A 12265-nucleotide genomic window follows, 5' to 3' on the forward strand; every position below is an offset into this window, starting at 1 on the left:
ACCCCTCCGGCATGCGGCCGAACGGGGGGTCGCTCGTGTGACGCGTTCAGCCCCGCGCGGCGGTGAGGAAGGTCCGGGTGCAGCCGTCCGGTGCGGTGTCGGGGCGGCCGGTGGAGGCCTGGAGCGCGGCGCTGACCAGGGTCGCCAGCAGGTCGATGTCGGATCCCATGTCCAGCCGGACCGTCACCCAGCCGGATCCGGCGCGCAGCCGCACGGCGCTCGACCCGAGGAGGGCCGGGCGCAGCTTCGCGATCATGGCGCGGGTGAGGTGGACGTCGGCCTCGTGCTCGCCGTGGAAGTGCACGATGTCGTGTGTCGCGGTGCGCAGACCGAGCTCGGCGCCGCACTCGGCGCGGCCGGGGGCCAGCGAGGGCCAGCTCATCAGACGTTCACTGGCGTGCCGGGCGGTGTTCATACCCAGGAGCGTGCCGGGACGACGGGCGCTGCACAAGCGTCCGGCGAAAAGAATCCCGCACAGGCGTGAATCCGACCCGTCCCTGGTGACACAGGGCGCGCACGGACTCACAAAGAGCCTCGTACCGAACGGCGTTCGTGCACGCCGGGGAGTGCCACGTCCGTCAGGAAGGCGGCGGGGCGATGTCGGCGAAGACGACCTCGAACTCCTCGATGCTCCGCGTGGTCACGCGCGCCTTCGCGGTGGCCTCGCCCCTGATCGCCGCGACGCCGGCGCGTGCGGCCGCCAGCGCGTCGTGGTCGCTCCAGATGGCGCCCACACTCGCCAGGCCCTTGGCGCGGTCGACGAGCAGGGATCCGCCCTCGAAGCCGCGCATGGCTTCGAGTCGGGGCAGTGCCATGTCGCGGAAGGTGTCCGCCAGGAGGTCCATGTCGGCGGGGTCGAGTTCCATCCGTGCCAGCCGGAACCACGCCCCGGGTCCGACGGACCGCGGAGGCCGGGCGACCGCCGCCTCCCAGTTGTCGACGGCCACGGTCTGGGCGAACGGCGCCAGCAGCGCGGCCCGCCGCTCGCGCAGCTGCTCGTCACTGTCCCGGCGGGACTTCTCGTCCTCCCACCAGGTTCCCGTCAGCAGCTTGCCGAGCTCTCGGTCGACGAACAGCCCGAAACCCCGGAATCCTGGTTGCTCCGACACGATGGCCCGGCCTTCGGAGGAGATCGCGTCGACCGCGCCGTCGAGCTTGGCCGGATCTCCTGTCACATACAGCGTGCGCACGTACACAGCGGGTCCCTTCGTCCTGCCGGCGGGCACCTGAGCGGGCTCGCCGGCCATGGGCGGGCGCCCGGGTGGACCCGCCTCTCGGACTCCATGCGATGGCCTGGACGGGCGGGGGGCAAGGGGGCCGGGGCGTCCGGGTGACCCGCTACGAGGTGGGACGTTCGCGGATCCGGGCGGCGAGGACGGCGACGTCGTCCTCCGCGTGGTGGGCGTCGAGCCGCTGGAGGACCTCCTCCACGAGCTCCTCGAGGCCGTAGCCGGGGCGCACGCGGAGCGAGGACAGCCGGGCGAGCGAGACATCGATGTCCTCGCCGCGCCGCTCGACCAGGCCGTCGGTGAAGAGGACGAGCGTGTCGAGCGGGGCGAGGGTGCGGGTCACCGGTTCGTAGCCGCCGACGCCGGTGCCCAGCGGGGGGCCGACGGGGAGTTCGACGAGGTCGGCGGAGCCGTCCGCGGCGAAGACCACGGGCGGGAGGTGGCCGGCGCTGGCGAAGGTGGCCGCGCCGCGCGCCGGGTCGACCTGGACCAGCAGGCAGGTCGCGGGCCGCAGGCCGCCGTCGTCGGCGATGACGGAGTCGAGCTGGCGGAGCACGCGGTGCGGTGGCAGGTCCGTGGAGGCCACGTCGCGGAGGGCGGAGCGGTACGCGTTCATGTCGACGGCGGCGTCGAGACCGTGCCCCATCACGTCCCCGACGACGAGCAGGCTGCGGCCGAAGTGGAGCCGTACGCTCTCGAACCAGTCGCCGCCCACCAGCGTCCGGGCGCCGACGGGCAGGTAGCGTCCCGCGACCTCCAGATTGGGGTGCGGCCGGCCCGGCTCCGCGACGAGGGCCTGCTGAAGGTGGAAGGCAGTTCGCTCGGTGGCGGCGAGCCGGCGGGCGTGGCCCAGGTGGACGGCGGCGAGCCGCGCCGCGTCGTGGACGGTGGCCGTCTCGTGCTCGCCGAGGGCGTGGGACCGGGCGCTGACGGCGCTCACGCACCCGATGACCCTGCCCTGCGACTCCATGGGCACCGACACGACCCGGACGGGGACGCCGCCGGGGGCCATGTCCTCGTAGCCGTGGGGCGCCCCGTTGTCGTGGCGCGGCTCCACGCGGTCGACCAGCTTCGGGTCCCCGGCCACCGCGATCCGTACCCAGCCCGGTTCCTCCTCGGGCCGGACGTCCACGGCGGCCGCCTCGTAGCCGTGCCGGCAGAGGAACCCGGCGAGGTCCGCACAGACGCCCTGCTCGTCGGGGTGCGAGCCGATCTCCTTGATCGCGTCCGTCGCGGCTCGCAGCCGGGCCAGGACCGCCGCATGCTCCTCGACCAGGGAGGCCTGTTCCCCCGCTCGCTCCGACAAGACACCTCCACCGCCGCTACGGCCCCGAGCAGCGCACACATCCCATTGGACCAGCGGGGCGACATGCCCGCGCGCCGCACCGGCCGGACCAGGAGTCCATCACATTCCGTGACCCCATAGCCAGACCTTTCCGCCCCCACGCTACGCTGCGCCGGTGCTCTCGTACGATCTTCACGACTTCCCCCAGGCGAGGACGAGGGCCGGCCTTTTCCTTGCGGTCCGGACGGTTGCGGAGCGCGGCGGGAGCTGATCGAGTACGACCATGGCTACCGGCCAGTAGGACATTCCGCGGCTCCTGGGGGGACCAACCATGACGACCGGGTACTTCAGTTCCGTCGACGATGTCGCGGAGCGCCTCGCCTCGGCCGGCTACCTGGCCTCGCCCGCCGTCGCGACCACCGTCTTCCTCGCCGACCGGCTGGGCAAGCCGCTCCTCGTGGAGGGCCCGGCCGGGGTGGGCAAGACCGAGCTGGCCAAGGCTGTCGCCCAGGTCGCCGGCGCCCGGCTCGTACGGCTCCAGTGCTACGAGGGCGTCGACGAGTCACGGGCCCTGTACGAGTGGAACCACGCCAAGCAGCTGCTGCGCATCACGGCGGGCCGGGACGAGTCCTGGGACGAGACGCGCACGGACATCTTCAGCGAGGAGTTCCTGCTCACCCGCCCCCTCCTCACCGCCATCCGCTCCGCCGAGCCGACCGTGCTGCTCATCGACGAGACCGACAAGGCCGACGTCGAGGTGGAGGGGCTCCTGCTCGAAGTGCTCAGCGACTTCCAGGTCACCGTCCCCGAGCTCGGCACCATCACGGCGACCCGGCGCCCCTTCGTCGTCCTCACCTCCAACGCGAGCCGCGAACTGTCCGAGGCGCTGCGCCGCCGCTGTCTCTTCCTCCACATCGGCTTCCCGGAGGCCGAGCTGGAGCGCCGGATCGTGACGGCGAAGGTGCCGGGGCTCGACGAGGCGCTGGCGGCGTCGGTGGTGCGGGTGGTCGGCGCGCTGCGCGCGATGGACCTGCGGAAGGTGCCGTCGGTCGCGGAGACCATCGACTGGGCCCGCACTCTCCTCGCCCTGGGCGCCGGCACCTTGGACGAGACGGTGGTCCGCGACAGTCTGGGCGTGATCCTCAAGCATCAGGACGACATCCAGAAGGCGGCGGCCAAGCTCGACCTGGACGCGGTGTGACCACGCCGCCGGCCGGGGTGACGGACCGGCTCACCGGTCTGGTGCACGCGCTGCGCGCGCACGGCCTCACGATCGGTACGGGCGAGAGCGTGGACGCGGGTCACGCCCTGGAGGCGGTCGGCTTCACCGACCGGGAGCGCATGCGGGAGGCGCTGGCCGCCACGCTGCTCCACAAGGAGGCGCAGCGCCCCCTCTTCGACCGGGTCTTCGACCTGTACTTCCCGCTGACCGCCGCCGGCCCGGATGCGGAGCCCTCCGCCGAGAAGTTCGACACGGCGGCGCTGCGGGAGCGGCTGGCCGCCGCGCTGGCCGCCGACGACCGCTCGGCCCTGACCCGGCTCGCGGGCGAGGCGGTGGGCGGCCTCGGTGGCTACGGTTCCGCGCCGGGCTCCGACGGCTGGTCCTCGTACCAGGCCCTCGCCCGGCTCCGGCCCGAGACACTGCTCGCCCGGGTGCGGGCCATGCTCCGGGCTGCGGCCGGGGAAGGACCTGAGTTCACCGACCGGCTGACGGACGACGAGATCCGGCGGCGCATCGAGGCGTTCCGTGAGCGGGTACGGACGGAGGCCCGGCGGCGGGTCGCCGAGCGGCAGGGCCGGGACCGGGTCGCGCGCCGCGCGGTGGCGGGCACGCCGGACAGCGTCGACTTCCTGCTCGCCGGCCGGGCCCAGCTGGACGAGCTGCGTACGACCGTACGGCCGCTGGCGCGCAAGCTCGCGACCCGCCTCGCGGCCCGGCGGCGGCACGCCGCGCGCGGGCGGATCGATCTGCGGCGCACGCTGCGCGGCTCGCTGTCGACCGGAGGCGTACCGATGCGGCCGGTGCTGCGGCGCCGTCGTCCCGCGCGCCCGGACCTCGTGCTGCTCTGCGATGTGTCGGGCTCCGTCGCGGGGTTCGCGAACTTCACGATGCTGCTGGTGCAGGCGCTGCACGACCAGTTCAGCAGGGTGCGGGTGTTCGCCTTCGTCAACCGGGTCGACGAGGTGACCGATCTGATCGCGCGGGGCGCGGCGGACCCGGCGGGCCTCGGCGCCCGCATCCTGGACGAGGCGACGCTGACCGGCTGGCACGGACAGAGCGACTACGGGACCGCGCTGGGCGAGTTCGCCGAGCGGTACGCCGACGCAGTCGGCCCGCGCACCGCGGTCTTCGTCCTGGGCGATGCCCGGACGAACATGAGCGATCCGAACCTCGCGGCACTGCAGCTGATCGCGGACCGGGCCCGCCGCGTCCGCTGGCTCAACCCCGAGCAGCCGTCGCTGTGGTCGACGGGCGACTCGGTCGCGCTCGCCTACGCCGAGCTGGTCGACATGCACCCGTGCCGCAACGCGCGGCAGCTCGGCGAGCTGATCGGCCGGCTCCTGCCGGTCTGAGGGGGCTCTCGCTCGGCTGATCGTCCCTCCGCTGGATCGTCAGGCGCCGCCGCCCTTCCGTTCGTCCTCGTCATCGACGATCTCGGCGTCCACGACCTCGTCCTCATCGGTCTTGGCCTCGCCCTTCGGGGCGCTGCCGGAGGCGGCCTGCGCGGCCTGGGCGTCGGCGTACATCGCCTGGCCGAGCTTCTGGGAGACGGCCGCGAGCTTCTCGGTGGCGGTACGGATCTCCGCGGTGTCGTCCCCGTCGGCGGGCTTGCTCTTCAGCTTCTCCTTCAGCTCTCCGACGGCGGCCTCGACCTCCGCCTTCACGTCTCCGGGGACCTTGTCCTCGTTGTCCTTGAGGAACTTCTCCGTCTGGTAGACCAGCTGCTCGCCCTGGTTGCGGGTCTCGGCGGCCTCGCGACGGCGGCGGTCCTCGTCCGCGTACTGCTCCGCCTCGCGCATCATGCGGTCGATGTCGTCCTTCGGCAGCGAGGAGCCGCCGGTGACGGTCATCTTCTGCTCCTTGCCCGTGCCCAGGTCCTTCGCGGTCACGTGCATGATGCCGTTGGCGTCGATGTCGAAGGCGACCTCGATCTGCGGGACGCCACGCGGGGCCGGCGGCAGACCGGTCAGCTCGAACATGCCGAGCTTCTTGTTGTACGCCGCGATCTCACGCTCACCCTGGAAGACCTGGATCTGCACCGACGGCTGGTTGTCCTCCGCCGTCGTGAAGATCTCCGAACGCCTCGTCGGGATGGTCGTGTTGCGCTCGATCAGCTTGGTCATGATGCCGCCCTTGGTCTCGATACCGAGCGACAGCGGGGTCACGTCCAGGAGCAGGACATCCTTGACCTCACCCTTCAGCACACCGGCCTGAAGGGCGGCGCCGATCGCGACGACCTCGTCCGGGTTCACGCCCTTGTGCGGTTCCTTGCCCGTCAACTCCCGTACCAGCTCGGTGACCGCGGGCATCCGCGTCGAACCGCCCACCAGGATCACATGGTCCACATCGGCCACCTTGATCTTGGCGTCCCGTACCGCCTGGTGGAACGGCGTCTTGCAGCGATCCAGCAGATCGGCGGTCAGCTGCTCGAACTGAGCCCGCGTCAGCCGCTCGTCCAGGTGCAGCGGACCCTCGGCGGACGCGCTCACGTACGGCAGGTTGATAGACGTCTCCGTCGCCGCCGACAGCTCGATCTTCGCCTTCTCGGCGGCCTCGCGGAGACGCTGGAGAGCCATCTTGTCCTTGGACAGGTCCACCCCGTACCCGTTCTTGAACTGCTTGACCAGGTGGTCCACGATCCGCTGGTCCCAGTCGTCACCGCCGAGGTGGGTGTCACCGTTGGTGGCCTTCACCTCGACCAGCCCCTCACCGATCTCCAGGAGGGACACGTCGAAGGTGCCGCCGCCGAGGTCGAAGACGAGGATGGTGTGGTCGTTCTCCTTGTCCAGGCCGTAGGCAAGGGCCGCGGACGTCGGCTCGTTGATGATCCGCAGCACCTTCAGGCCCGCGATCTCACCGGCCTCCTTCGTCGCCGTGCGCTGGCTGTCGTTGAAGTAGGCGGGGACGGTGATGACGGCGTCCGTCACGTCCTCACCGAGGTACGCCTCGGCGTCGCGCTTCAGCTTCTGCAGCACCCGCGCCGAGATCTCCTGCGCGGTGTAGCGGCGGCCGTCGATCTCGCCGCTCTCCGGAAAGCGCCACTGTGCGTCCCCGACGTGGCGTTTCACCGACCGGGCGGTGCGCTCGACGTTCGTCACCGCCTGCCGCTTGGCGACCTCGCCGACCAGCACCTCGCCCTTCTTCGCGAACGCGACCACGGACGGTGTCGTCCGGGCACCCTCGGTGTTCGTCACGACCGTGGGCTCTCCGCCCTCGAGGACGGAGACCACCGAGTTCGTCGTGCCGAGGTCGATTCCGACTGCACGTGACATGGCCCTCTCCTCAGCCCGGTCCCCGTCTGGCATCTACCCATCCGCGGCCCGATCATGGAGGGAGATGTCCCGGTACGTCGGACGACGTGGACGGTCGGTGAGGTGCCATGGCGCGGGTCACGCTGGACGGCACGGACATCGTCGTACGCCTTTCCCCGCGCGAGGTGCTTGCCGCGCGGCGCCGGGCCGTGCGGGTGCCGGTGACCGCCCTGCGCGAGGTGCGGGTCGAACCCGACTGGTGGCGGGCGCTGCGCGGACGGCGCGGCCGGGGCCTGTGGATCCCGGACCGGCTCCTCGTGGGAATCCGTCTCCTGCCGGACGGCCGGGACTTCGCGGCGGTCAAGCCGGGCACACCGGTCGTCTGCGTGGAACTGCGCCGGGACGCCCCCTTCGCGCGGCTGGCCGTCTCCGACCCCGATCCGGAGCGGGCGGTACGGGAGCTGCGCCCGTACGTCCCGGCGGACCTGCTGGATGAGCCCTGAGGGCCCTGTTTGACCTGGTGCCCCAGGGGCACCCGAACCGTGCGGGCGCGGGAGATCGCCCTTTCCACCGTGCTCACACACCTCGCGTCTGGGGGACATCATGGAACTCGGCTTCCTCAAACCTCTCTTCGCCCGGCCGGGCCCGTGGGCCTCGGTGTACATCGAGACCACGCGCGCCACCGAGGACGCGGTGAAGGTGCAGCAGCTCCGCGAGCGGGCCATCGCGGCCCAGCTCATCGACGCCGGGGCCGACGGGTACACCACCAGGGCGGTGATGGAGCGGCTGGCGAACGAGCCCGTCTCCGGCGCTCCCCCGGGCCGTGCCCTGTTCGCCGCCGGCGCCGAGGTCGTCCTCGACGTGCCGCTCGCCGTGCCCCCGCCCGTCGGCGAGGCGACCTGGTCCCTGCTGCCCCATGTGGCGCCGCTGGCCACGCTGCGTGGCGACGCGCCCGCCTGCCTGGTGGCGTACATCGACCGTACGGGCGCCGATCTGGAGATGCGCGAGAACAACCGCCGCACGCCCGTGGGCGAGGCCCGCGGGACGGAGTGGCAGGGTCGCGGGCATCGCAGCATCCCCGCCGACCGGTACGAATGGCACTACCGGAACAAGGTCGAGAACGGCTGGAACGAGACGGCCGACATCATCGCGGCCGAGATCGGCCGGCAGTGGCCACAGAGCGGCGCGGAGCTGCTGATTCTGGCCGGTGACCCCCGTGAGCGCCGGGCCGTGCACAACCGGCTGCCCGAGCACGTCCGGGACGTGGCCGTGGAGGCGGAGGGCGGCGGGCGATCCGCCGGCACCTCGACGGAGGTGCTGGACCGGGAGATCGCGCGGGCCTGCGAGACCTTCACGCACGAACGGCTCAGCAGGACGCTCGAGCGCTTCCACCGGGGGCGGGGCAAGCCGGGCGAGCACCGCGAGGCCGCAGTCGACACTGGCCCCGGGGAGGCCGCGGAGGGCGTCCCGGCCGTCGTGGACGCCGCACGCAACCATCAGGTGGCCACGCTGCTCCTCACGCCGGAGGCCCCCGACGGGAGCCGTCCGGTCTGGATCGGCCCGGGCGTGGACGAGGTGGCCCTGCAGCGCGGCGAGGCGCGTGCCATGGGCGTTCCCCGGCCCGAGCAGGCGCGCGCGGACGACGCGCTGCTCCGGGCGGCCGCGGCGGCCGACTGCGACGTGCTCGTGGTGCCCGAGGGGATGCGTGGCCCGGCGGGCGGGCTCGGGGCGGTACTGCGCTGGACGATGTGACCTGCGCCTTCCTGACCGACCGGCCCGGCCTCCTCGGCCGGGCCGGTCGGCGTCGGTCGGGTGCCCGGAGTCGGTCAGGGGTCAGGTGGCCGGAGTCGGTCAGGCCGGGGTGACGTTCTCGGCCTGGGGGCCCTTCGGGCCCTGAACGACGCTGAACTGGACCTTCTGTCCCTCGGTGAGTTCGCGGAAGCCGGTACTGGCGATGGCCGAGTAATGGACGAACACGTCCGGGCCGCCGCCGTCCTGCTCGATGAAGCCGAAGCCCTTCTCCGCGTTGAACCACTTCACTGTTCCGGTTGCCATGGTGTGCTCCTCGGCGCTTACGTACACCTCCATGGTCTCTCGGCACGGGCCGGAAGTCCCGGCGGGTAGCGTGGCCGCATGGAACTCATCGGAGACATCACCGCCGACCGGCCCCTGCTCGTCCTGGCCGTCAAGGAGGAGGCGCAGTTCCTGGACACGGATCTGCCGGTCCTGCTGACCGGCATGGGCAAGGTGAACGCGGCGACCTCGCTCGCGACCGTCCTGGGCCGGGGCCCGCGCCCGTCGGGCGTCGTCAACCTCGGGACCGCCGGGGCGCTGCGCCCGGGGTGGACGGGGACGCACGTGGTGGGCACGGTGATCCAGCACGATCTCGACGGGGAGCTGCTCGCGACGCTGACGGGTGAGACGTACGGGGATCCGCTCGTCCTGCCGGACGGCGGCGACGTGGTGCTTGCCACCGGTGACGCCTTCATCTCGGACGAGGCGGCCCGGGCCCGGCTCGCCGCCCGCGCTCCGCTGGTCGACATGGAGGCCTACGCCCTCGCGACCGCCGCGGGCCGGGCCGGGGTGCCGATCCGGATCGTCAAGCACGTGAGCGACGAGGCGGGCGACGGCGCGGCCAGGAGCTGGCGGGAGTCGGTCGCGGACTGTGCCCGGGCGCTGGCCCAGTGGGCGGCGGAGCACACTCCGTACCGCTCCTAGGCCGTACCGCTCCTAGGCCGTACCGCTTCTAGGAGATCGCCGCCGTCGGTCCGAAGCGGCGGCGGTACGCGGACGGGGAGAGCCCGGTCTCGCGGTTCATCAGGGCGCGCAGGTTGGCGGCGGTGCCGAGCCCGCTCGCGCGGGCGACGACGTCGAAGCGGGACTCGCCCCGCTCGATGAGCCGGCACGCCAGCGCCACCCGTTCTCCGGTGAGCCAGGCGAGCGGGGTGGTGCCGAGCTGCGCGCGGAACCGGCGGTGCAGCGTCGCGGGGCTCACCGCCGCCCGGGCCGCGAGGTCGGTGACGGTGAGCGGGGAGCCGAGGCGTTCCTGGGCCCAGGCGAGGAGCGGGGCGAGGGACTCGTCGGGGGTCTCGGGGACCGGGCGCTCGATGAACTGCCGTTGTCCGCCGTCCCGGTGGGCGGCGAAGACGAGTCGGCGGCTGACCGTGTTGGCGGCCTCGGCGCCGTGGTCGCGGCGGACGACGTGGAGTCCGAGGTCGAGGGCGGCGGCGCTGCCGGCGGCGGTCAGGATGTCGCCGTCGTCGACGAAGAGGACGTCCGGTTCGAGGCGTACGGAGGGGAAGCGGGCCCGGAAGGAGTCGGCCCACTGCCAGTGGGCGGTGGCCCGGCGCCCGTCGAGGACCCCGGCCTCGGCGAGGGTGAAGGCGCCGCTGCAGAAGCCGATGAGGCGGGCACCGCGCGCGTGGGCACGGCGGACGGCGTCGAGCACGGCGGGACGGCGGGGGACCTCGACGTCGGGGCGGTTGGGGACGATGAGGGTGTCGGCGGTGTCGGCCGCCTCGAGCCCGGCGACGCCGGTGAGGGTGAAGAAGCCGTCCCGCATCAGGGTGGCGGGCTCGGGTGAGCAGAGCCGGAAGTCGTACAGGTCGCGTCCGAGCTCGGGGCGGGGCAGGCCGAAGACCTCGATGGCACAGCCCAGTTCGAAGGGGTTGGAGTTGGCGTCGACGATGACGACGACGCGGTGCGCTCCCTGCTGCGAGGATCCTTGCGACATATGCTATTTCTAGCACTCACGCCGGGTGACGGACAGCGACCAGGATGGCCGCATGAGTCAGAACACCGCTGTGAACAGCGCCCCCAGCTCCCCCATCGCCCTCGCCACGGCCCTCGCCTCCTTCGAGGACCTGTGGAGCCCGCGCATCGTGACCCGGGTGAACGACTACGACGTGCGCGTGGCCAAAGTGGCGGGCGAGCATGTGTGGCACGCCCACGACGACACCGACGAGTTCTTCCTGGTGCTCGACGGCGAGCTGCACATCGCGCTGCGCGAGGACGGCACGGAGCGGACGGTGCTCCTGCCCCGGGGCTCGGTCTTCACCGTCCCCAAGGGCGTGGAACACCGCCCGTCCTCCCCCTCCGGCGCGTCCCTCCTGCTCTTCGAACCGACGGGCACCCTCACGGTCGGCGACCGCCACGACGAGATCCCCGACCACGTGGACGCGACGACGGGCCACGCGCTGGGCGCGTGAGCCCCGCCTGCGACAGGGGCCGGTTTTCCACGTTTCGGAGGGGCGGCTCCGTGCGTACGGGCGCCGTGGCCGCCGCCGCATCCCGTGCGGGTGGCCGATGCCCGGACCATCCTGGAGGGGCGGGCCCCGCCCGGAAGCCGCGCCGCGGTGCGGGTGGTGCGCCCGTGCGCCCCCGATGCGGACGTGAGCGCCGGGTCGCGCTAGGCGCAGGATGTGCACCGGGGGGCCTACGAGGAAGGCGGGACGCATGAGCGAGTCCGGGGCAGGGTCCGGCACGAGCGGGACGGTCGGCAAGGCGCGGTTCGAGGACATCTACGACCAGCCGGATCCACGGGCGTACTTCCGGCGCCTCGCACCGCTGGAGTACGAGATTCCGCAGCGGGCGCAGGCCGCGTTCCGGCGGGCGGCGGCCGAGCGGGGTGGCGGGACGGTGCTCGATCTGTGCTGCTCGTACGGGATCAACGCGGCCCTGCTCAACCACGACGTCACGCTGGCCGAACTGTACGAGCGCTACACCGACCCGGCGGTGGGCGGGCTGACCGCCGCCGAACTGGCCGTACGGGACAAGGAGTTCTACGCGGCCCGGCGCCGCCCGGACGCCGCCCCGGTCATCGGTCTCGACGTCGCGGGCAACGCCCTGCGGTATGCGCGGGAGGTCGGGCTGCTGGACGACGCGTTCGCGGAGAACCTGGAGGAGGGCGCGTCGCCGAGTCCGCGGCTGCGGGCCGCGATGGCCGATGTCGGCCTGATCACGCTGACGGGCGGGGGCAGCTATCTCACCCGGCGCACGTTCGCGGCGCTCCTCGAATGGGCCCGGCGGCCGGTGCGGGTGAGCGCGTTCGTCCTGCGGACGGTTTCGTACCAGCCGATCGCCGAGTGTCTCGCGGAGTACGGTCTGCGGACCGTGGCCGACCCCGCGCGGACGTATCCGCAGCGGCTGTTCACCGACGCGGCCGAGCAGCGCTTCGCGGTCGAGGCGGTACGGGCGCTGGGGGCGGACCCGGCGGGGCGGGAGTCGGCGGGCCGGTTCCACACGGTGCTGTACGAGTCGGTTCCGGAGGTGTAGGGGC

The 12265-nt window shown here is 72.7% G+C and carries 13 protein-coding genes; 7 read left to right on the forward strand and 6 right to left on the reverse strand.

Annotation, left to right across the window (positions count from 1 at the left end; genetic code table 11):
• Positions 1 to 46 precede the first annotated feature (46 nt).
• The 3 genes from ACZ4VI_RS00385 to ACZ4VI_RS00395 form a co-directional block, all read right to left on the reverse strand.
• Positions 47 to 415: a luciferase domain-containing protein gene (locus ACZ4VI_RS00385; RefSeq protein WP_467995240.1), complete on the reverse strand. Its 369-nt coding sequence runs from the start codon at positions 413 to 415 to the stop codon at positions 47 to 49.
• Positions 416 to 578: 163 nt separating this feature from the next.
• On the reverse strand, positions 579 to 1190 hold the full coding sequence (locus tag ACZ4VI_RS00390) for a hypothetical protein (protein ID WP_467995242.1): 612 nt from the start codon (positions 1188 to 1190) through the stop codon (positions 579 to 581).
• Between the two features lie 148 nt (positions 1191 to 1338).
• Complete coding sequence (locus ACZ4VI_RS00395; RefSeq protein WP_467995243.1) at positions 1339 to 2535, reverse strand: PP2C family protein-serine/threonine phosphatase; 1197 nt, start codon at positions 2533 to 2535, stop codon at positions 1339 to 1341.
• Between the two features lie 310 nt (positions 2536 to 2845).
• On the opposite strand from ACZ4VI_RS00395, the gene ACZ4VI_RS00400 reads away from it, so the two are divergent.
• Positions 2846 to 3715 (forward strand): AAA family ATPase, encoded by an 870-nt coding sequence (locus ACZ4VI_RS00400; RefSeq protein ID WP_467995245.1) that lies wholly within the window; start codon positions 2846 to 2848, stop codon positions 3713 to 3715.
• Positions 3712 to 5088 (forward strand): vWA domain-containing protein, encoded by a 1377-nt coding sequence (locus ACZ4VI_RS00405; protein ID WP_467995246.1) that lies wholly within the window; start codon positions 3712 to 3714, stop codon positions 5086 to 5088. The genes ACZ4VI_RS00400 and ACZ4VI_RS00405 overlap by 4 nt, the downstream gene beginning before the upstream one ends.
• Positions 5089 to 5127: 39 nt before the next feature.
• Here ACZ4VI_RS00405 and dnaK read toward each other — a convergent pair whose 3' ends face one another.
• Positions 5128 to 7008: a molecular chaperone DnaK gene (gene dnaK / locus ACZ4VI_RS00410; protein ID WP_467995248.1), complete on the reverse strand. Its 1881-nt coding sequence runs from the start codon at positions 7006 to 7008 to the stop codon at positions 5128 to 5130.
• Between the two features lie 107 nt (positions 7009 to 7115).
• On the opposite strand from dnaK, the gene ACZ4VI_RS00415 reads away from it, so the two are divergent.
• Entirely contained in the window at positions 7116 to 7490 is a 375-nt protein-coding gene (locus tag ACZ4VI_RS00415) for a hypothetical protein (RefSeq protein ID WP_467995250.1), read from the forward strand.
• A 100-nt stretch (positions 7491 to 7590) separates the two neighbouring features.
• A complete protein-coding gene (locus ACZ4VI_RS00420) occupies positions 7591 to 8739 on the forward strand; it encodes a baeRF2 domain-containing protein (protein ID WP_467995252.1) in 1149 nt (382 codons plus the stop codon).
• Positions 8740 to 8838: 99 nt separating this feature from the next.
• On the opposite strand, the gene ACZ4VI_RS00425 is transcribed toward ACZ4VI_RS00420, so the two are convergent.
• The gene (locus ACZ4VI_RS00425; protein ID WP_467995254.1) at positions 8839 to 9042 is read right to left on the reverse strand and encodes a cold-shock protein; all 204 of its coding nucleotides are present in this window, start codon (positions 9040 to 9042) and stop codon (positions 8839 to 8841) included.
• Between the two features lie 78 nt (positions 9043 to 9120).
• Here ACZ4VI_RS00425 and ACZ4VI_RS00430 point away from each other — a divergent pair, with 78 nt between their 5' ends.
• Entirely contained in the window at positions 9121 to 9705 is a 585-nt protein-coding gene (locus tag ACZ4VI_RS00430) for a nucleosidase (protein ID WP_467995255.1), read from the forward strand.
• 28 nt (positions 9706 to 9733) lie between these two features.
• Here ACZ4VI_RS00430 and ACZ4VI_RS00435 read toward each other — a convergent pair whose 3' ends face one another.
• A complete protein-coding gene (locus ACZ4VI_RS00435; protein ID WP_467995257.1) occupies positions 9734 to 10720 on the reverse strand; it encodes a helix-turn-helix domain-containing protein in 987 nt (328 codons plus the stop codon).
• Between the two features lie 52 nt (positions 10721 to 10772).
• On the opposite strand from ACZ4VI_RS00435, the gene ACZ4VI_RS00440 reads away from it, so the two are divergent.
• Together ACZ4VI_RS00440 and ACZ4VI_RS00445 are read left to right on the forward strand one after the other, a co-directional pair.
• Positions 10773 to 11195 carry a cupin domain-containing protein gene (locus ACZ4VI_RS00440; protein WP_467995258.1) on the forward strand — a complete coding sequence of 141 codons (423 nt, stop codon included), beginning with the start codon at positions 10773 to 10775 and terminating at the stop codon, positions 11193 to 11195.
• Between the two features lie 247 nt (positions 11196 to 11442).
• Complete coding sequence (locus ACZ4VI_RS00445) at positions 11443 to 12261, forward strand: hypothetical protein (protein WP_467995259.1); 819 nt, start codon at positions 11443 to 11445, stop codon at positions 12259 to 12261.
• Positions 12262 to 12265: the final 4 nt, after the last annotated feature.

The organism is Streptomyces sp. NPDC029169, assembly GCF_055563935.1.